18 protein-coding genes and 1 pseudogene are annotated in these 20,383 nt (G+C 62.7%); 7 read left to right on the top strand and 12 right to left on the bottom strand.

Translation table 11 applies throughout. The features are described from left to right. Nucleotides 1–302: 302 nt before the first annotated feature. Both ADJ70_RS07475 and ADJ70_RS07480 read left to right on the top strand, forming a co-directional pair. Nucleotides 303–1,370, top strand: a complete 1,068-nt coding sequence (locus ADJ70_RS07475) for an alpha/beta fold hydrolase (protein WP_050340557.1) — start codon at nt 303–305, stop codon at nt 1,368–1,370. Nucleotides 1,371–1,826: 456 nt separating this feature from the next. Further along, a complete protein-coding gene (locus ADJ70_RS07480; RefSeq protein ID WP_050340558.1) occupies nt 1,827–2,078 on the top strand; it encodes a hypothetical protein in 252 nt (83 codons plus the stop codon). 148 nt (nt 2,079–2,226) lie between these two features. Here ADJ70_RS07480 and ADJ70_RS07485 read toward each other — a convergent pair whose 3' ends face one another. Then, nucleotides 2,227–3,618, bottom strand: coding sequence for an Ig-like domain-containing protein (locus tag ADJ70_RS07485; RefSeq protein ID WP_050340559.1), 1,392 nt, complete (start codon nt 3,616–3,618; stop codon nt 2,227–2,229). Nucleotides 3,619–3,972: 354 nt separating this feature from the next. On the opposite strand from ADJ70_RS07485, the gene ADJ70_RS07490 reads away from it, so the two are divergent. Next, nucleotides 3,973–4,350 carry a hypothetical protein gene (locus tag ADJ70_RS07490; RefSeq protein WP_050340560.1) on the top strand — a complete coding sequence of 126 codons (378 nt, stop codon included), beginning with the start codon at nt 3,973–3,975 and terminating at the stop codon, nt 4,348–4,350. A 552-nt stretch (nt 4,351–4,902) separates the two neighbouring features. Here ADJ70_RS07490 and ADJ70_RS07495 read toward each other — a convergent pair. Both ADJ70_RS07495 and ADJ70_RS07500 read right to left on the bottom strand, forming a co-directional pair. After that, complete coding sequence (locus ADJ70_RS07495; RefSeq protein WP_050340561.1) at nt 4,903–6,306, bottom strand: ATP-binding protein; 1,404 nt, start codon at nt 6,304–6,306, stop codon at nt 4,903–4,905. Between the two features lie 361 nt (nt 6,307–6,667). Next, entirely contained in the window at nt 6,668–7,306 is a 639-nt protein-coding gene (locus ADJ70_RS07500) for an NAD(P)H-binding protein (RefSeq protein ID WP_050340562.1), read from the bottom strand. Nucleotides 7,307–7,547: 241 nt separating this feature from the next. Here ADJ70_RS07500 and ADJ70_RS07505 point away from each other — a divergent pair, with 241 nt between their 5' ends. Both ADJ70_RS07505 and ADJ70_RS07510 read left to right on the top strand, forming a co-directional pair. Continuing rightward, entirely contained in the window at nt 7,548–9,185 is a 1,638-nt protein-coding gene (locus tag ADJ70_RS07505) for a malolactic enzyme (RefSeq protein WP_050340563.1), read from the top strand. A 125-nt stretch (nt 9,186–9,310) separates the two neighbouring features. Continuing rightward, complete coding sequence (locus ADJ70_RS07510) at nt 9,311–10,282, top strand: AEC family transporter (RefSeq protein ID WP_157051441.1); 972 nt, start codon at nt 9,311–9,313, stop codon at nt 10,280–10,282. A 720-nt stretch (nt 10,283–11,002) separates the two neighbouring features. Here ADJ70_RS07510 and ADJ70_RS07515 read toward each other — a convergent pair. The 9 genes and pseudogenes from ADJ70_RS07515 to ADJ70_RS14585 form a co-directional block, all read right to left on the bottom strand. Continuing rightward, on the bottom strand, nt 11,003–11,335 hold the full coding sequence (locus tag ADJ70_RS07515) for a hypothetical protein (RefSeq protein WP_157051442.1): 333 nt from the start codon (nt 11,333–11,335) through the stop codon (nt 11,003–11,005). Between the two features lie 25 nt (nt 11,336–11,360). Then, a complete protein-coding gene (locus tag ADJ70_RS07520; protein WP_050340566.1) occupies nt 11,361–11,690 on the bottom strand; it encodes a hypothetical protein in 330 nt (109 codons plus the stop codon). Continuing rightward, nucleotides 11,690–12,625 carry a LysR family transcriptional regulator gene (locus ADJ70_RS07525; protein WP_050340567.1) on the bottom strand — a complete coding sequence of 312 codons (936 nt, stop codon included), beginning with the start codon at nt 12,623–12,625 and terminating at the stop codon, nt 11,690–11,692. Before ADJ70_RS07525 ends, ADJ70_RS07520 begins: the two co-directional genes overlap by 1 nt. A gap of 56 nt (nt 12,626–12,681) precedes the next feature. After that, the gene (locus ADJ70_RS07530) at nt 12,682–13,323 is read right to left on the bottom strand and encodes a DUF421 domain-containing protein (RefSeq protein ID WP_050340568.1); all 642 of its coding nucleotides are present in this window, start codon (nt 13,321–13,323) and stop codon (nt 12,682–12,684) included. A gap of 4 nt (nt 13,324–13,327) precedes the next feature. After that, nucleotides 13,328–13,777: a DUF3290 domain-containing protein gene (locus tag ADJ70_RS07535; protein WP_050340569.1), complete on the bottom strand. Its 450-nt coding sequence runs from the start codon at nt 13,775–13,777 to the stop codon at nt 13,328–13,330. 92 nt (nt 13,778–13,869) lie between these two features. Continuing rightward, nucleotides 13,870–15,168 carry an ATP-binding protein gene (locus tag ADJ70_RS07540; RefSeq protein ID WP_050344494.1) on the bottom strand — a complete coding sequence of 433 codons (1,299 nt, stop codon included), beginning with the start codon at nt 15,166–15,168 and terminating at the stop codon, nt 13,870–13,872. A gap of 419 nt (nt 15,169–15,587) precedes the next feature. Continuing rightward, nucleotides 15,588–15,882, bottom strand: a pseudogene (locus ADJ70_RS14100) (transposase); the annotation flags it as partial. A gap of 74 nt (nt 15,883–15,956) precedes the next feature. Next, entirely contained in the window at nt 15,957–16,448 is a 492-nt protein-coding gene (gene msrA / locus ADJ70_RS07550; protein ID WP_050340571.1) for a peptide-methionine (S)-S-oxide reductase MsrA, read from the bottom strand. A 299-nt stretch (nt 16,449–16,747) separates the two neighbouring features. Continuing rightward, on the bottom strand, nt 16,748–17,119 hold the full coding sequence (locus ADJ70_RS14585; RefSeq protein ID WP_157051443.1) for a hypothetical protein: 372 nt from the start codon (nt 17,117–17,119) through the stop codon (nt 16,748–16,750). A gap of 835 nt (nt 17,120–17,954) precedes the next feature. On the opposite strand from ADJ70_RS14585, the gene ADJ70_RS07555 reads away from it, so the two are divergent. Continuing rightward, nucleotides 17,955–19,388: an RNA-binding domain-containing protein gene (locus tag ADJ70_RS07555; protein ID WP_050340572.1), complete on the top strand. Its 1,434-nt coding sequence runs from the start codon at nt 17,955–17,957 to the stop codon at nt 19,386–19,388. Between the two features lie 391 nt (nt 19,389–19,779). Further along, nucleotides 19,780–20,019 (top strand): hypothetical protein, encoded by a 240-nt coding sequence (locus ADJ70_RS07560; RefSeq protein WP_050340573.1) that lies wholly within the window; start codon nt 19,780–19,782, stop codon nt 20,017–20,019. The last annotated feature ends 364 nt before the right edge of the window (nt 20,020–20,383 follow it).

Genomic DNA, 20,383 nt, shown 5'->3' on the forward strand with positions numbered 1-20,383 from the left:
TCTACCTTCCCCTCCACCGCGAGTCTATACGCTCTTGGTGCGGATGCCCTCGAGTTTGCAGCGCCCAAGATCCGGCCATCAGGAACGTCGAATGCCCCAGGAAAAGGGAGAAGACCGTGCTTTCCCAAGGTAGCCCTGCACGCATCGAATCGCGTGGGTGCCGTTCGACGTGGCGATGTAAATAGAACATGACACCTGACGGGCAAAGATGTCCGGTTTGGTTGGTTGTCCCGTACAACTCCCACGCCTACCATGGACCAAGCGGATACAAAACATGTGAAAGGTGGAAGGAGGCAAAGGTGATGGCACTCGTCGCTGCGGTGATCCTCGCTGCCGCAGGCATTGGACTCGGGCTCTATCGCGACCACAACCTCCACCACGACGAGAGGATGACCAGAAGGGCCCTGTCCGCTGGGTGCGTCGAGAGGCACGCCACCGTGGGGGGCGTGACGGTAAACTACGCCGAGGGGCCGAGCGACGGCTTGGCCCTCCTCCTCATACACGGACAGGGAATGGAGTGGGAAGACTACTCACCGGTGCTCCCAGCGCTGGCAAAGCGCTACCATGTGTTTGCCGTGGACTGCCTTGGGCATGGAGAGTCCGCCCACGACCCCTCACTCTACTCCTGCGTTGCGGGAGGAGACGTGCTGATCTCATTCGCAAGGCAGGTGATCGGTGGGCCGTATGCCGTCTCGGGCCACAGCTCGGGCGGCATCCTCGCAGCCTACGTCGCCGCCCACGATTCCGCGAACGTCCTCGCATGCATCCTGGAAGACCCGCCGTTTTTCAGCGTCACCCCCGATGAGGTCCAAAGGGGGGCGGGAGCATTCGTCTGGTACGACGGCTACCTGCCCGCCCACGAGTACTGCGAGCAAGAGGGTGCACAGATGACCTATCCCGTATGGTATGTGCACAAAAGCTACCTCTACTCGCTGTTTGGGGGCTTTCAGGCCAAGCTCGCACGTGCCACCGAGAGCTGGTGCGCGAGGCACCCGGGCGAGCACGTGGTAAACGCATGGATACCGCGCACGTGGACTCACATCACGCACTACATGGACGACTACGACCCGCACTTTGGTGATGCGTTTTACGACGGGAGCTGGATGTGCGGCGTTGACCAGGAGGCACTGCTCAAGGCGATCGAGTGTCCCGTGGTGTACCTCAAGGCGAGGACTCGCTATGGGAAAGGGGGCGTGCTCTATGCCGCAAACACCGATGAGGACGCGCTGCGCGTCCAGGCCGCGATACCGGACTGCAGGACGGTCGTGGTCGAGTCAGGGCACGACATCCACCAGGAGGCGCCCAACGATTTCACGCGGGCCATCGACGCGGCGTGCGGGCCGTCGTCGGCACGGGACGCCCTTTCGTGAGCGCGAACCCGCATGCGTGATCGCCGACCGGGTCGCAACGCCCCAGCAGGATCCCAGCACGAGGGGAAGCCGCTTGTCCCTCCTCGTGACGAGGGCCTGTCGCCACTTTGTGAGGTTCGTGAGCTCGTGTGGGTGGGTGGTTGCGTCACTACCCCGGCAACGTGGGCGTCACCGCCAGGGCGACGACGCAGGAGTGTACACAGATCGGCTAAAATGGCCTCTCGGTGCCGTTTTGGGGCACTTGTGTACACTGTTGAGACGCGAGTCGCGATACGAATCGCGACGCGAGCTGCGTCAGGTGGCACGAGCGCCTCAACCACCATGGCGTGCCGGCGGCGCCCCCCTCGCTGGCCCCTCTCGCTTGGTCGGGAAAACAGACTCTGAGCAAGTGGCACCGCTGCTAGGTTGGCATCTTCACCGAGGCGTCAACCCACACGAACCCCTGAAGAGCCCATTTTGTTCTATGCCCCAGACGCGGGGCTGGCGATACAGGTGGCCCATTCGATCACGGAGAGGGCGCGAAAACGCGAGGTCCAAAGCCTAGCGAAGCTCTCCCGCGTACAGGATGACATCCGCCGGCTGGTCATCGTCACCAAGGAGGAGCAGGAGACGATCGCTGTCGGCGGCACGTCCATCGAGGTGATCCCCGCGTGGAGGTTCCTGCTCCAGCTTGCAGAGCCAGGAGCCTTGGCTACAGATATGCCCTGAGGCCGTCGCGCCACGTCAGCGTGCTGGACGCTGACGTTCGCGCCCCGTGCGCATCGACTGCCCCGGGAGGACGTCATCGCCCGCTCACCGCAGGGTGAGGATCCGACTCCTTGTTCGCCTCCCAATACAGCGCATGGGCTTTCCGATTTCATATCCCTCCCATCAGTCTCTCTGGGGGCAGCCACTCGCTCGACCTCCTCTCACCTCTCTCAATGGCTATGGCGTTCCCGTCGCTGGAGCTCCCGCCACCCTCGTTCTCTGGATGTCTTGCGGACAATGACGCGGACGCCATCACGTCCTTATCAGGCATGATTCCCAACGAATCAAAGAACATCTTGACATCCAAGACAAAGTATGTCCCGCTTTTGGTAAGGGTCGCGGACAGGGTCGAGCCAGTATGCTCAAAGTCGACGGGAGCGAAGCCCCCGCTCTCATCCAGGGTGGCGATGATGAGGTAGGTCGCATCACCCTCATACCTGCTTAGATCAAAGCTGAGCGTCAGGCCAGAGACGTGGCTATCGTCACCGACAACCTGCACTGCCTTCCCAATGATTGCACGGTTGTCCCTCACCGCTGCGTCGCCCGCTATTGACAGGTGGATGCTGCTCGCCAGCTCGCCCGCCGCCTCTCCTTTGAGGCTCGGTCTGGCGACGTTCGACTCATCCCTCAATTGTTGGCTCATCGCGGACTCCGGGAGGGTCTGGGATGTCTTGACCTCATCGTCTCTGTGAGTCCCGTCGGAGCTGCCGGAGTTCGGGTCAAGCCCATGGTCGATCTCGAACTTGTCGGACAGGGAGTCACCATCGGTGTCCTTCTTCAGCGGGTCCGTCTTGTGCGTGACCACCTCCTCGTAGTCACTGAGCCCGTCGAAGTCTGTGTCCTTCGCGTGCGGGTCCGTCTTGTGTTTCGTCGCCTCGTCCAGGTCGGTCAACCCGTCCCCGTCGCTGTCACGCGTCGCGTCGTATTCGTTGGGCGTGAGCGGATCGGTCCCAAGGAGAAGCTCCTCGTAATCACTGAGCCCGTCGCCGTCGGTGTCGGGCTTCCGCGGATCGGTTCCGAGCGAGGCCTCGTCCGCGTCAATGATGCCGTCCCCATCGCTGTCCACGGGACGCCCGTCCACCTTGGGCTTCACGACAACACTGAATTCCCTTGTCACGGTCTGGGCTATGGGGTCATCTTTCCCCAGCACCCTCCCGATGATGATGAGGGCCCACTCCCAGAGCCTACCGCCGATGCCGGGCATCGCGATGGTCGCCCTGATCGTCGCGTGGCCCTCGCCCACGCCCCTCACGACGCCTTCGTCGGTCACCGTCGCGACCCTCGGGTCACTGGACTCGAAAGTCGTCCTCCCGTCCGGGGACGGCAACGTCACCGTCTCCCCCACCCCGATCTCATAGGTGGCGGCGTCCCCGGGCCGTGCGGTGTCGACGCGCGCCGCCACTGCGGGCACATAGCCCTGGAGGGCCATCGCAACCGTCAGGATAACGACCAGAAGCGTCCTCGCGCCGAAGCGGACCTCCCTCGACATGCTGCTGCCCATAGCCAATCCTCATCTCTAAGGGAATGCTTTGGTTAACTATAACACGGAGATCCTGTGGAGATAAGTGAGGTCTGCCTCAAACGACCTTAGGTTTGGGACGTCTCCCGCAGCCCCCCCCGCGCCGCCAGGCGCCCCTCGGGGACCTCCCGAGACGGCTGCGCCTGGAGTTACGACGGACCGGTGGCCTGCCCCGCTCTCCCTGCGACCACGCGGCTGGATGACGCGCTCGAGCTTGCGCGGCGCTTGGGGACACGGTGGCCCCTCGCACATCACGGCCCTCGCGGGGCGTGGTACGATAAGGATGACAGTCCTCTGCTGTGACGGCTGGGAATCGTCGTTGGGAGGGAGCTCCACATGTCTGGGCGAGAGAGGCAGCCCGAGCGCAGCCCACAGGCGGGTGCGGCCGCCGGTGCATGGCGAAGGTACCTGCAGCCGCTCATCGGGGGGGCGCTCGTGTCCCTCGTGGTGCTGGTCGTGAACGTTGCCGTGCACGCCCTCGTCGCACGGACGCTCGATATCCATCACGAGGTGTCACTCGGGCCCGTCCACGCCTCCGTGGCGTCCGCCGTAGCCTCCGTGAGCGCGCTCGTCGCGGGCATGGGCGCCACACTCGCGGAGGATAGGGTCCTCGACGAGCGTGCCAGCGCACTCACGTGGCTGGTGGGCTGCGTCCTAGCGGGTGTCCTCTACGTGATTCTGGGCGCCCTCCTCTTGGACATACTCGGCTCTTGATGGTTTCTGGTGGGTGGCGCGGGCTAAGATGACCGGCTCCGAGAGCCTCGAGCGGCCTCTTGGGCTACCATACTCTTGGGTCACCTACGGAGGGCTGGATCGGGCGGGGTCAGCATCGACATCAGTCGCGGCGCTCAACGCCCAAGTCAGCGAGGTCAAGCACCAGGGTCCCAATCCATTTTCCGCAGCCGATGTGCTTAGATAGGGCCGCTTATCTGCGCAGACGATCGATATAGCTTGATTGCTTTTGTAGAGCGTCGAACCAGAGGGTCGGCATTAACGCCGATCAGTTTGGTCATGGACATCTACGAGGGACTTCACAGCCGCAGCGGCTGTGGCGCCAGAGTCTTTCCGATCCCCCGCGCAGGAACAAGCCCTTACGTCTCTGTGACATCCATCGTCTGGGGTGAGCTTAAGCCATGGCGCTCCCTCATCGAGGCTCCCCCTCGCCCACTGCCTGCGTCGCAACCCCCCCATCAGTCTGGGCACCAGCTTGTAAACCTGCTTCACACCCGCACAGAGCTCTGCGACCAAACTCCCCCAAAGCCCAGTCTATTCCGAGAAGCCCGAGAAGTCGATCGGATCGAGCCTGACGCCCTTGAGCGCGTCAGAGTCCGTCACTGGCGTCGATGCCTCGGCAGCAACCAGACCAACCATATAGAGCGGCAGGTAGTGCACTGTCTTTCCCGCCCGTCTGCCCTGCGAGACGTTAGCCTCCGAGAGCACGACCGCCTCCTCGATCCCGTATTCATCCGTTCCCAGCAGGCTGTTGAGGGCGGTGTGAAGCTTGTAGTCCTTCCCTGACTTGACTTCGATGGGCAGGACCGCGCCCTTGTGCGTCTCGATCAGAAAGTCCACCTCCCCCTTACGGCTATGGTGGTAATAGCGCAACGGGGACCGCAGCGCGGCCAGCTCCTGCGCCACGACGTTCTCGTACACCGAACCAGAGTTGACCGACCTCTCACCCGATATCGCCGCCATGGCAACCTCTGCGGGGTAGCTGGCAAGGAGCATTCCGACATCGCTAAGGTACAACTTGAACCGCCCCTGTTCCTCTGTGCGGGCAAGCATAGGTTTGGGCTCTGTCACATTGACCGTCCTCAGCACAGAGCGCGCGGCGACGAGCCAAGCGAAGTCGTTGGCATATCGCTCGAAACGGGCACCGTCTTTCAGCGTCTTCAGTTGAAAGCGCTTGTTCTCCTTGTCAAGCTGTGTTGGTATGGCGTCATAGATCGCCTTGACCTGAAGGGAGCGATTGCCCGCGTATTGTGCGATGTCCTCACGATACAGGCTCAGGAGATCCGCCTGCACCTGCCGCACCGCACCAAGGTCATTGCGCGTATTCAGGCTCTTCTGCACCACCTCCGGCATACCGCCGATGACAAGATACTGCCTAAAGAGGTCGATGAGAAGACCATGCAGGGAGTCATCGAGCGGGGTCTTCTCCTCATAGCCCTCTCTCACCTGGTCGAGAATCGATTGGGGAACCCCCCTCGCCCAGCAGAACTCCTCGAAGGTAAGAGGAGCCATGTCTATGGTATGCAGATAGCCTACAGGCCATGACCTTACCCCTCCCAGCTCGACTCCAAGCATCGACCCAGACATCGCAAGGTCAAACCTTCCATCGATTACCAGATACTTCGAGAAGGTGACGAGATTCTGCGCCCTCTGGACCTCATCGAAGAAGACGAGGGTCTCCCCGGGAACCAGCTCGTGTCCCGCGATGAGGGAAACCAGCTCGATGACCCTGGCGGCGCTTTGGGCGGATCCGAACCGCCTCCTGGCGTCCTCGTCAACGAGAAAGTCGATCTTCACGAGGTCCCGGTACTCCCTCCTCCCAAACTCCTCGAGGAGAAACGTCTTTCCGACCTGGCGCGGACCATCGACCATGAGGGCCTTCTGATGGTTGTTGGCCTTCCAGTTGAGCAGGGCATCATAGAGAGACCGCTTGAGCACGAAAGCACCCCCTCAATTCGTATCTGTCTCTAAATCAGAATAAATATAGGGACAATATGGCACTAACGCAGATTGTATCAGACTCACGCCCCGATCGAATCAGGTCCGGTCGTGTCATCGCGATGTGAGTGATTCACTCACATCATGTTCCTGAAGTGAGTGATTCACTCACTTCGATATTCTATTCAGTAAGTCTTTTACCTGCGCATACGCAAATTTGACTCTATGGATCACGCCGCCTGAGAGCCGAAAAACCACTCACTTCGCGAAGACGATGTGAGTGGTTCACTCACATCGCGCAGTCACACGCCATTGCAGTATCACGCCGTTGCGATCGCGCTACCACAGCCGTCCGCGAGCGTCACCGATACTGCGCGATCGCCTCCGAGACCTCGGTGTCGCCGTCGGACATCTTGATGATCCTCCCGTAGCTGTTCTTGGCCTCGAGCACACCTGCGAGCACGGCGGCCACGTTTGCGATGGAGTTGGGAGAGGACCTTTCCGTGACGTGCAGATTCACCCTGCCGCTACCCGGCCCTTCGACCAAGCCGCCTGGCTGCACGATAGTGTACACGAGGTGAGTGTTGTTCATGAGCCACTGGTCGGCAAAGAACTTCGCGATGTTGTAGTCGGTGATCTTGGCCAGCGCCGGGTCACCCCACTTCTCGGGCTCGTCGGCAAAGACGGAGCTCAGCATCACGAAGCGTCTCACACCTGTCGCCTCGCATGCCTGCATGAGTTTCACGGCACCGAACGCATCGGTCTGCAGGAGGTCCTTGCCACGCGAGCCCGCCACAAAGTACACGGCGTCGGCATCCGCGACCAGGGCCTTAAGCTCCTTTGCGTCGGCATGCAGGTCAAGCGCAGTGGACTGTACCTCCCGGTCGGCCACATTCTCTGGCTTCCTGGCTCCGGCGACCACTTGGTGACCGACAGCCTTCAAGTTTGCAATAAGCTCTGTCGCCACACGACCGGTGGCACTCGCTACGAACACTCTCATGGCTATTCTCCTCGTCGTCCCTATGGACCCGTGCGCCAGTCCTCACACCCTAACAACAGTCCCTCAAAGGCCCCGGCACGTGGGCCCGTCCTGCGACAGGTAGAGCCATGGGACCTATCGAGGTCGATGGTACCCCCACCCCCACGGATGTCCATCCCTTGGCCTGCACGCATTTATGGGGCCATAAGCTCTTTCCATGGCCTACAGTGAGGGGAAGCCACACTGACGAAGGGATCACACCATGAAGACCTCGTTCGACTTGCTCAACGACCCGTTCCTTAACAAGGGGACAGCCTTCGACGCCAAGGAGCGCAGGCGCCTCGGTCTGGTGGGGCTGCTTCCTCCCCAGGTGCAGACGCTCGAGGAGCAGGCGTGCCAGGCCTACGACAACTACCAGTCCAAGGACAGCGACATCGCCAAGCGCCGCTTCCTCATGAGGATCTTCTCGCAGAATAGGACGCTCTTCTACAAGCTCTTCTCCGAGCACGTCGAGGAGTTCATGCCCATCGTCTATGACCCCACCATCGCCCAGGACATCGAGGAGTACAGCGAGCGCTACGTGGACTCCCAGTACGCCTGCTACCTCTCTGTGGACGAGCCCGACTGCGTGGAGTGGGCGCTTGCCAACGCCTCGGGGGGCCGCGACATCGACCTTATCGTGGTCTCCGACGCGGAGGCCATCCTCGGCATCGGGGACTGGGGCACCAACGGCGTGGAGATAGCGGTCGGCAAGCTTATGGTCTACACGGCGGCGGCCGGCCTCGACCCCGCGCGCGTGCTGCCCGTTGTCATCGACGCCGGCACGAATCGCCAGTCGCTGCTCGATGACCCGCTCTACCTGGGCAACCGGCACAAGCGCGTGGACGATGAGACCTACTACGCCTACGTGGACGACTTCGTGCGAACGGCCGAGAGGCTCTTTCCCCACCTATACCTGCACTTCGAGGACTTTGGGCGAGGGCATGCCGCCACGCTCCTGAACAAGTACGCAAAGACCTACCCCGTCTTCAACGACGACATCGAGGGCACGGGCATCGTCACGCTCGCGAGCATCCTCGGTGGCCTCAACATCACGGGAGAGAGCCTGCTCGACCAGACCTACCTGTGCTTTGGCGCCGGAACCGCCGGCTGCGGCATCGCCGAGCGCGTACTCCAGGAGTTCGTCGACCAAGGCATGGGCCGCGAGGAGGCGCGAAGGCGCTTCTACCTCGTCGACAGGCAGGGACTCCTCTTCGACGACATGGACGATCTCACCCCCGAGCAGCGTCCCTTCGCACGCAGGCGGTCGGAGTTTGCCGACGCGTCCAAGCTCACTTGCCTGGAGGCCGTCGTGGCCACGGTACGTCCCACCATCATGGTGGGCACCTCGACGGTCCATGGGGCCTTCACGGAGGGGGTCATACGCCAGATGGCGGTCCACGCGAGGCGACCGATGATCTTTCCCCTCTCCAACCCCACCAAGCTTGCCGAGGCGAGCGCGACGGACCTTATCGCGTGGACGGATGGGCGGGCGCTCGTGGCGACGGGCGTGCCCTCCGCGCCTGTCGAGCATGCGGGGGTGAGCCACGAGATCGGCCAGGCCAACAACGCGCTCATCTATCCCGGGCTCGGCTTGGGTGCGATCGCGGCCCACGCCAGCCTCGTCAGCGACCAGATGATCTCGCGGGCGGCTCACTCGCTCGGCGGCATCGTGGACGTCACGAGGCCTGGGGCGGCTGTGCTCCCACCCGTGTCGAGGCTCACCGAGTTCACCGAGAGAATCGCCGTCGCCGTCGCCCGCCAGGCCATTGACCAGGAACTCAACCAAGTTCCCATCGAGGATGTGGAGGCAGCCGTCAGGGCGACCAAGTGGGTGCCCGAATACGCGGACGCCCTATAGCATGGGAGGCTCAGAGACGGGCTGAGGCCACCCGACGCCAACGGCGGGTCGGGTGAGTCCCTCCTCGTCCGACACGGAGCCAAAAACACAAGGAACACCGACGACAGCGCTTCAAAGGAGCGGTGATGGTTATCTTTAGCGCACTTGAGAGCATGCTCCCCATAATCCTCCTCATCATCCTTGGCTACGTGCTGAGAAAGGCGGGGTGGCTTGGGGACACGTTCGCCCCCTCCGCGTCGAGGCTCATCATGAACGTGGCGCTCCCGGCCTCCATCTTCACGTCGGTCCTCAAGAACCTGACGCTCAAGACGCTGCTCTCGCTCGACAGCGGCCTCGTGGTGTGCTTCGCAAGCGTCGCCATCTGCTACCTCGTTGCGCTGGCGACGGTCGTCCTCCTCAAGGTTCGCCCTGGCAGGAGGGGCGTCATGGTGAACACCTTCGCCAATGCGAACACCATCTTCATAGGTATGCCGCTCAACGTGGCCCTCTTCGGTGAGGGCGCCGTCGGGTTCTTTCTTGTGTACTACATCACCAACACGGTCTCGACCTGGGCAGTCGGTACCTTCCTCATCGACGCGGATCCTATGGTCAAGGCTGAGGGATCCGAGCCGTCCGCCCAAAGGAGGCGAGGCATCGACATCAAGAGGCTGCTCCCACCGCCCCTTATAGGGTTTCTCGTGGCCCTCGTCTTTTTGCTACTGCAGCTACCCGTTCCCTCCTTCGTCGAATCGACGCTCACCTACACGGGCAACCTGGTGACGCCGCTCTCCCTCATCTACATCGGCATCGTGCTAAAGGAGAGTGGCTTGACGAGCGTGAGGATGGATCGCGACACGGTGGTGGCCCTTGTGGGTAAGTTCGTCATCGCCCCCCTGTCCATGGTCGGTGTCCTTGCCGCCTATGCCGCCCTGTTCGGAGCGCTGCCTGCCACGGAGGCGCACACCTTCATCATCCAGGCCGCAGTGCCCGCGCTCACCGTGCTCCCGATCCTTGCCAACGAGGGGAAGGGCGACGTACGCTTCGCAACGAACGTCGTCGTCACGAGCACCCTCCTGTGCGCCGTGGTGGTCCCTATCGTCTACGCGCTGCTTGGGTGAGGGTAGGACACCCTGTCTCCTTCGCGGCCACCCGAAGAGGGGTCCGCCTGGCGGAAGGGGACGTGCCCGGTGACAGCCGAGCGATGTGGGTGCGTTCCCGCAAAGACGTGAGCTGACCGACCCACGAGGAGGCCCAGCCCCTGGCACCATGCGCGGGAGACGCAGGTCAGCGCGATCGACGGGCATCAGGCGTAGGTTTACGAGAGGCGGCTCGGCCAAAGTGCGCCTTTCCCGTGAGACATCCAGCGCAGAGTGCGTCTTTCCGTGAGGCCAAACTCCAGGCCGGGTTTGCGGACCCTGGTGCGGTCCGCCCCGCAGCCTAGCGGGGGGTTCCTCGAGCGCATTTGCCCAGTTGGACCATTTTTCACGGTACCCCGCAGTCTGGCGGGGGGTTGGCCCCACAACCTCCTGTGGGCGGTAACGTGACGCAAGGGCGCAGTGTGCGCGATCTGGGGGTCGCAGGGTGCGCCTTTCCGTGAGGCGTGGGGGACAGACTGCGCTTTTCGGTGACGCTCAACAGACAGAGTGCGCCTTTCGGTGAAATGCACCTTTCCTGACCTGCGCAAACGTCGCGCCATCTCACGGAAAGGCGCATTTCGTGGCTGCGTCTCATGGAAAGGCGCACTCTGCATGTGTCCGGGTTGCGGAGAAGCTCTTGAAAGTTTAGCCTCATCGCACGCCCCTTCGGATGCTCTGTCTGCAGTGGGTGGGACGGAGCCGTCACTCCCCCGGCGTGGGCTGGTCGCCCCTGCGAGCCCCTAAGATCGGGCGATAGGGCGGGACGGTCACGCCCCAGGTGCGTGCCAGCTGCGCCTGCGGGTCCCAGCCCTCGGGGGGCCTCCTACAGCCCGTCAACTTCCACACGCAGCCACCGGCGACCCAGCGCTCGCGCCACTCGGATATGAGCCTCTCCCTGCCCTCGTAGGGGAAATCGTCGAGGCCGAACTGGAAGGCGCAGCACGGGCAGAGCTCGTCCGAGCCGATGCCCCTCTCGTTGAAGGGAGGGGCGAACAGTCCGTCATAGCCGCAGACCGGGCATATGTTCTCTCCCATGTTCATGTCTCCTCTCGTGCGTGCGTCACGGCATGGCCCATTCCTGATTGTCGAAGTAGGCCTGGCCTCCGGTGGGCGCGAAGTAGGACTTTGTCATCCCGTTGGGGTTGTATGCCCCGAACAGGTTGCGTGCGGCGTCATACACTCGTGTGATCCCCTCTTTATCGACTTTTACCTGGTACTGTCCCTTGTTGAGGTAGAACTCGTGGGCCATCCTGGTGTACTCCTCCTCCGAGGTGGCGCCCACGCCCTTGCCATGTTGCGCATAGTGATCTGCGAGGGTTTCGGGCTTTTCCCAATAGTTGTTCGCCGCCCGCGCCGGCGCACGACTCCCCGCGACAGCCCTCGCAGGCACTATACCTCGCGCCTGGCCCGCGCCGCCTGAAAGAGCACCCGCTTGATGGCACAGACGAGCTCGGCCTCGGGCCTGACGGAGCGTGCGACGTCATCGAAGACGAAGACATTGAAGCTCAGGGGTCGTTTTCCCACGAGGGGAAGCAGACACAGATCCTTTTGCGTTTTCTCGAACGCGATACTTGTGGCAACCCCCACGCCCATCCCCGCCACGACGAGCCGGCGCATCATCTCGGGCTGATCAGTCTCTGCGGCTACGCCCAGCTCATGTCCGTCGTGGCCGAGGAGGAGTGCCAACGCCTCGCGCTGGACGAAGTCCCCCGTGAACGAGAGGATGGGAAGCCCCAGCGCCTCGAGCTCGTCGATGCCGACGGACCCCCTGTCCGCGAGGCGCGACGCCTTGGGAAGCGCGACGAGAAACGGAAAGGATCCCACCTTCCACCCTCTGACCCTTGGCAGGCCGAGGGATACCTCCACAGAGGCGATCATCCCCACATCGATGCCGTGGCGCTCGAGCTCCGTGTGCATGCGCTCCGAGCCATAGGAGAGTATCTCGACCGGATGGGTGCCGCATGCGTTTGCGAGCGAGTCCAGGCCGCCGGGAAAGTAGTGGTGGGTGATGATGGGAGGCAGGCCTATGCGGACTGGCCTTCTGCCCTCCATGGCGGTTATGGCGTCGGTCGCCTCGTCCATCTCGGCTATGGCCCGGCTTGTGTGGGCAGCTAGGACCTCTCCGGTCCTCGTAACGAAGCCCTGCCTTTTGCCTGAGCTCTGTCGGTCGAACAGGGTGGTCCCCAGCTGCCGCTCCAACCGCGCTATGGCAAGCGACACCGCCGGCTGGGTCATGCCCAAGCTGCGAGCCGCGCCAGAGAAGCTCCCCTCCCGCACCGCGCTCTGGAAGATCTCGAGGTCGCGAAAGCTCTCTGTCGGTACCATCACACACTCCTTGCCTCTGCCGCTTCTTCCGGGATGGGAGGCACGACCGCTACGACCTAGCGACTCTTCGGGTACGGGACAAGCTCCAGCTCATCCTTGAGAAACTCCCCGAGGAAGATGTCTCGCACGCCCTTGTAGCCTTGCTCCCCCACCTTCTTGGCGACCCATGCTTCGTCTCGACCGATGAGCTCGAGGGCCTCGCGGTTGATACGGCCGTTGCTGATGACGAGGAGCTCAACGTCATCATCGCCCGCACACACGGTGGTCAGGCGTCCGTTTTGCTCCATAACGGTCGCCTTCACGTCCCTGATGCTGTGCACGCCCTCCTCGCGCAGGTGTCGGCTCAGCTGGTCGGCCGTCAGGCCCACTCGGGCGCACTGGGCCACATCGACCTCGCCATCGCGCACCAGCACCCTCGGTCTGCCAGCGACGACGGACCGGAAGAAGCCACTTGCCTCTATGAGCACCTTCACGATTATGACGACGAGGGACCAGACCAAAAGCACTATGCAGAAATGCAGCACCGTGATCGAGGGGTTGTAGATGACGCCCCCTATGATTCCACCCAGCACGTAGTTCTGTATCTGGTTCAGGGGCGTGTTGATAGAGAACTCGTACTTTCCCAACAGGTTGATCTGCAGGATCATGACCAGCATCCCGATGAGGAACTTACCGGCAACAACAGCGTATGCATCCACGGTGTTATCCCTCCTGGTTCACGTAGACGTTATGGTCGATGATGTGGGTACGCTCAAGGGAGAACGAGTTGTTGTCATCATTGAGGTGCACGAGATAGTCCTCGCCCTTGAAGCGGACGATCATCCCATCTGCCAGGGAGGTCGAATTGACCAGAACCTCATCCGTGGAGACGCCCTGGTCGGTCGCCACCCCCTCTATGAACTTGACCAGCATCTGCGACTGGGAGCTTCTCAGACTCACCTGCGAGTAGTTCTCCACCTGCACGCCCAAAAGGATGAGGGTGAGAACCAGCATGCCTATGCCCACGTCACGCCAGCGGGTCTTGATCCTGTTACGCACATAGACCGAGCTGAACGCCACGGCTAAGATCAGGAAGAAGATGATGAAGGCAGCCCTCAGCCTCAGGTCGAAGGACTGGTGGCTAAGGATATACTCAAGGTTGTAGAATCGCATGCACTCACCTTCCACGCATAGACCAGACAGGGCCCGTGAGTCAGGACGACTGATAATAGCACGACTCGGTCGCATCGCCCAAGAACCTCGCCTTAGGCGGACAGCGTTGCCGCCGGTATCACGTACACGCCATCCTTGCGCCGGTACGCAAGGTTGCCCTTCCCCACGATGACGGCAAGAAACGCCGGCTCCACAGTGCGAGCGACCGGGTTTTTCAGCACCTTGTCCCGAAGTCGCACAAGACTTCCTGCTCCCTCCCCAACCTTCGCGTCGCTCAACTTGATCTCTATGCCAGCCCAACGGGAGGCATGCTCCACTATCACGTCAACCTCAAGCCCCGTATCGTCCCGGTAATAGGACAGCGTGTTGCCCATGCCTGGGTAGGAGGACAAGAAGACCCTCAGATCGCGCAAGACGAGGTTCTCGAAGAGCATCCCAAGTGTCTGTATGTCGCGAGACAAACGCTCAGGGATGGCATTCAGGAGCGCGACCGCAAGCGAGGGGTCGACGAAGTACCGTTTGGGCTTGACCCTCACGCGCGCCTTCGCGCGCATCGGGGGTTCCCAGCCACACAGGTCTTCGGTGAGATACAGGCGATGGAAGAGCTCAAGATACGACGCGATGGTCTCGTCGCTCGTCCTGCCACTCGCACGTCCCATGTCACGAGAGAGCGTCTTGTATGTGACTGCCTGACTCTCGTTTACGGCAAGCGCCCGCATCAGACCAAACGCCAGCTCGGGCGAGCGGCCCTCATCGATGACGTTCACGTCCAGAACGGCCTGTATGTACTGTCCCGCAGCCTCCATGGCGGCGTCATCCTCAAGCCCCAGGTTTGCCGGCCACCCACCACGACAACACCACCGTGCCACGTCTCGGAGCCCCGTCTCCCTCCTGAAGGAAACGTGGGCATCTCCCCCGAAGAGGCTGCATAGGCTGACCTCGGCTGTGGAATCTCCTGTCTCGGCAAGCGTCATGGGACGCATGGTGAGGCGTGCGATACGCCCTGCGCCAGAGTGACGCAGCCTGTCGCACTCGTCCTTGCGCACACACGTTGAGCCCGTGAGTAGGAGCAGCCCGCGGCGATTTCCAGAATCATCGACAAACCTGCGGGCAGCGTCCCAGATCTCAGGGACCTCCTGCCATTCGTCGACAAGGTGAGGGGTGTCACCGAGCAGGGCCAGGGAGGGATCCACCTGAGCAGCCTCGCGCTCCGGCCTGACATCGAGCTTAGAGACGCTTGCGCAACGTGACAGGGCCGTCCATGTCTTGCCACACCATTTAGGACCCGTGATCTCGACGCAACCGAAGCCGCGCATGAGGACATCGAGGCGCTCCTCGATCAGTCGCGGATGGTATCCGACGGGCGTGAGCTGTTGTCTCTCCTGTTGCATCATGGGTCCTTGCTGCGAAGTGAGCGAATCACTCACTTCCATCTAAAGTTCAGTACGTCTCTGAGCTGCTCCTATGAGATTTGCCCTCTTGGCTGCGCGCTGATTTGAGCGAGAAAGCCACTCACTTCGTGATGATGTCGTGAGCGAGCCACCCACATCGTACGGGCGAGCAATGTGGGTACACGAGGCGGCCGTGCCACCTTCAAGCGAGAGCACGACAGCACCTGCTCAGCCTGACCGCAGGTCCATGACCCTCGGGGGCACGAGGCGTGACAGGGAGTCCGACCGACACACCAGACGCAGCCACGGCCAGGCGTACCTTGGCGCAGAGAGACGACGTGCGGCCGCAGCGCCTCTCGCGAGGCCCTCGCCACCACCCGTGGTCCCGCCGTCGTCACGGTGCCCGGCAGAGCCCGTGCCGACCATGAGCCACTCGAAGCCAGGCTCGTCGATCAGGACCTCAAGCAGCTGCTCCCAGACGCCCCTGTCCCTCCACCTGCAGAAGCGTCGATGCGTGTTCTTCCAGCCGCCAAAGTCGGGCGGCAGGTCGCGCCACGGGAAGCCGGTCCTCAGGATCCAGAGGACGGCATTGACAAAGCGCCTGTTGTCCTCGGCGATACCTCCCCACTCTCCGACCCTGCCGGGCAGACGAGGTTCCAGCCGTGCCCACACCCGATCGTCCAGATCGTCGCGGTGGTGGTCTGCCCCTGTCATCGAAGCCCCCTCACGTCGGCACGCATGACGTCGCCGGGCCCGTTCTTGCCGCCACACTCGCGACCACGCCGCCCCTATCCATCAAGCAGGCTAAAGTCCACGTGGCAGTAGCCCCCGGGATTCTTCTTGAGGTAGTCCTGGTGGTAGCTCTCGGCCGCGTAGAAGTTCTGGAGCGCCATGAGCTCAATCACGATGGGTCGCTCGTACTTCTCCTGTTCCTCTGCAAACACCGCCCGCAAGGTCGGGAGGTCCGCCTCGTCCGTGTAGTAGACCCCGGTGCGGTACTGGACGCCATGGTCGCCTCCTTGGCGGTTCAAGGACGTCGGATCTATCACGCGGAAGAGCTGGCGCACGAGCTTAGCGAGGCTCACGCGCGCCGGATCATACTCCACACGCACGCACTCCACATGCCCCGATCCAAGGCACACCTCCTCGTAGCTGGGATTTTTTGTGGCACCGTTCGCATAGCCGCTCGTGGTCGCGACGACACCAGGCACGCGCGAGAAGTACTCGTCAATGCCCCAGAAACAGCCGCCTGCCAGATATATCTCCTTGGTACGTCCCATCTTTGCCCTTCTCTTTATCGCGCTCGCTGACTCGCCACCTTTTGTGTGATGACCGTCCGTGCGCTTCCTGTCTCATACTGTCATATAGTGTATGCGTACAAGCCTAGCACGCAAGGTGACTGCGCGAAGTGCGCCGCCCGCCCTCGTGTAAGGAATGTGCGCAGGTGCAACGGGAGACGAACGGAAGACGGCTTTTCCAGAGTGCCCATTGACTTAGACCATGGCATAAGGTCGACAATGTCCCTCATATGACCCGAACACTGTCAATAGGCAATGACCGGCTTCTTGAAAGTTCCTTGTCAACCTTCGATGGCAGATCCGCACCTGCGTCCCAAAGGACTGCTGCGAGACCGACGTGCCGGCGCGCAGTCCCATGTCCGCGGATACCGCAGCTCGTGCGGCCCGCACCTCGCCTCTTCCGGCGCGGCGGCCGCCAGCGCGTCCCTGCCGACGCGAAGCGGCATGCGCGCCATCTCGGCGGCCGTGGCGGTGTTGGCCTCGCGGGGTACCGGGCCTCGGGAGACCAGCTCCCTGCGACGTCCGAGGAGCCTTCCCGAGCAGGCCCGCGCGTGCCCTGAGATCGCGAGGGACACCGGCGTTCCGCCCTCCTTGCGGCACGCCGGGTTGTCCCGCGCGAGGACCCAGGCACCCTCGATGAGAGGCTTGCGCACGAGCGCGCAGCCGTTCCCCGGGATGCGGCCCAGCCCCCGGCTCTCGGCGCCCGGGCCCCCCGAGGGCGTGAGACCGAGGTGGGACGCGGCCCCTCGCGCGCACGGGCGTGTCAACGGGCGGCCCCGGGTCGGAGGCCCTGGCGACCCCCTCGGCCTTGGCCCCCGGCCCGTCGCAGGCGACCTCGGCCGACTCGGCGGCCGAGAGAGCCGCGAGGCAGTCCCCGCAACCCAGCATCGCCCAGTCCGACGGGGCGCGGCCGGTCCCGGAGGTGCCGGCACCGGCGCCTCTCGGGCCCGCCGGTCGGCGTGCGCCCGTCCCGCGACATGCCGTGTCGGCACAGGGTCGCACCCGCGCGCTGGCGCGCCGCCTCGCGGACGCAGGCCAGGTCGCCCGTCGCCCGGTCCGGCTCGCGCAGCCCCCGGCCCGCTCGGGGACGCCCTGGCCGGGCCGGCCTCCCCGGCCAGGGCGAGTCGCGCACGGCCCCCCGCGTCGCGCCCGTCGTCCCCCCCCGGGGGGGCGTGAATCGGCCGGGCCGGAGAGGCCTCGGGGAGGCCACGAACCCCGCCGACGCGCATATCGTCGTGGCTCACGGGTGGCCGCCGATCCCGAGGCATGCACGATGGATGGCCATGGGGACCCTCCCGTCGGTCGTGGCGCCTCGGCGCCGCCCTGCCGCGACGGAACCATCCCGGCTCACGGGAGGTCCCCTTGGGACCCCGACCCAGAGATAAGTTCCACTCCCTCAGTTCGGGTCATATCGTCTAGCATAGCGCCCACATCGCCTATAATCATCGACATACCACCGGTCCGGCTGGCGAGGGGAGGCTGGCATCGTTGAACCTTGGAAGGGAGACCGAGACCGTCGAGTTCAAAAAGACGACGTCTGAGCTGCGCGAGGGTATAGAGTCCATCGCCTCGATACTCAACAAGCATGGAGCGGGTGAGCTCTACTTTGGTGTTCGTGACGACGGCGAGGTAACTGGACAGGACGTTGCAGGATCCACATTGAGGCGTGTCAGCCAAGCCGTCGCCAGCTCAATATCTCCAACGATCCATCCTTCCGTCGAAAGACTCGACGACGGTGAGGGGCGAAGCTACATTCGCGTGTCGTTTGTTGGTAGAGAACCTCCGTATTCTTGCCACGGTCGCTTTCGGACTCGCGTTGCCGATGAGGACGTCCCCATGTCTCAGGAGGAAATCGGCAGGATGTTCCTCTACGCCCGCACCCATGAGTTGCCTTGGGACGAGTGGGAGTCAGATCGTCCGATTCTCGATATCGACGAGGAGGAGCTCAGAGCGTTCGTCAGTCGTGGAAATGCCTGTGGTCGCATTGAGGAGCCGTTCGCATCAGTAGAGGCAACGCTTGAAGGACTCGGACTATTACGAGGTGACCATCTAACCAACGCTGCCGAAGTCCTGTTCTGCACCTCTCGCGACGTCGAGCTCAAGATGGGCATCCTCGCGACACACGCACGTACCGAGATTCTGGACCTGCACCAAGAGTCCGGTACCCTATTCGAACTCGTGCGTAAGGCACAGACATATATCCTCAACAACACACGGAGGCGCTTCGTCATCAAGGGGATGGGGCCACGTGAGGAGATTCCCGAGATACCCACCGATGCGGTACGCGAGATCCTGATCAATGCCTACACGCATCGTGACTGGCTCTCCTCAGGTTGTGTACAGATAGATATCTACAATGACAGCGTCGAGGTGTTTAACCCCGGATGGTTCATAGAGGGCCAGGATCCCGAGGCCCATTTGTCTGGAAAGAGCAGATCGTCGCTCACTCGAAACGAGCTCATAGCGAGGACCCTCTACAGATCGAAGGACATCGAGTCATACGCATCGGGCATCCCACGCGTAAGAGACCTCTGCACAAATGCCAACATCTGTATCGAGTACCAGCGTATGGCCGATGGCACCAACTTTGTGTTTCACCGCAACGACGCGTTCGCCGACAACCCGCCGACAAACCGCCAACAAACCGCCGACAAACCGCCGACAAACCGCCGACAAACCGCCGAACCCTTAGAATCGCAACACCCCGCTTGGAGGGATATGCCCGAGAACGATAGGCTCGTGTACCAGTACCTACTGGAAAATGGCAGCTCACGCACCTCTGACATTGCACGCACCCTTAAGGTCTCACCCCGCACGCTACGCGATGTCATGCGTCGCCTGAGCGAGCGGGGCGTCGTGGTTGCCCACGGTGCCAACAGGAACCGGACATACGACCTGGCACCGAGGGCGAGGGGTACCTGAGAACTGCGCCGTAGCGCAGCCGCAGGCCCTCGCATCGAAGCTTGTGACAGGGCTCAGCTCGCCACGGATGTCCTCTCGTGACATCGGGAAGGCCATCCTTTCGGCGCCAACCCCGGTCACAGTCTCGCGAAAATGGAGCTGGCCCTGATGCGCTCGAGTCCGCGTGGGGGCATGCGTCACGCAGCGACGGCCACCACGTGCTCGCCAATCTTTGCAACAGGGCTGGACACCGCCATCACGAGGCGACGACGAGCGCCCGCCACGTGAGATCGACAACCGCCCCCAGCCCCACAGCCCGGACCTTGACGCGGACCACAACCGCTCTTACAATTCCTTCAGTAGGATTTCTCACCACAAAGCAGGCAACACCGACATCCTGGGGGAGACACCCATGGGCACCGTGAGGGAGTACGACGTCCGCGTGGACGGCAAGCACCGCGTCACGCTGCATGGAGTCCGCTACGACTACTATAACGCGAAGGAGCTTGCCAAAGGCTGCTACATCTTGGAGTCCCGTGAGCTCGCTGCCCCGGAGGGCATATCGTCCGCGACCCTCGCCGACATGGACGCCACCATCGCCAACGTGCGCACAGGGGTAGTCTTTGCCCCCATCGGCCTCTCTGATTCCTAGGGAGGGTCCGTGCTGTTCGACATCCGCATGGGTATTCCGGAGATGGAGCGTCTCTGGAACAATCTGCAAACCAAGCACCGCACGAATAAGGCCAGCAAGCAGGAGGACCAGCTCTACGAGAGGCGGGGCAAGCCCCGTCGAGGGGTTGATCGCCATCGTTGGCCTAGAGTCCCACCCCGAGGGCGGCAAGCGGGGTGCCTATGACCGCATTAGCTTCTTTGACCCTGCGGGGCTGGCGTCGGGCGCTCCGGTAGTCTCGGTCGACCGCGAGAAGAAGGAGGCCGTGGGCAGGTTCGCCAACGGCGGTCGCGAGTGGCGGCCCGCAGGCGAGCCCACCGAGGTCCTCGGCCACGACCTCTCCCTG

Source organism: Olsenella sp. oral taxon 807, from assembly GCF_001189515.2.
GTDB lineage: Bacteria > Actinomycetota > Coriobacteriia > Coriobacteriales > Atopobiaceae > Olsenella_F.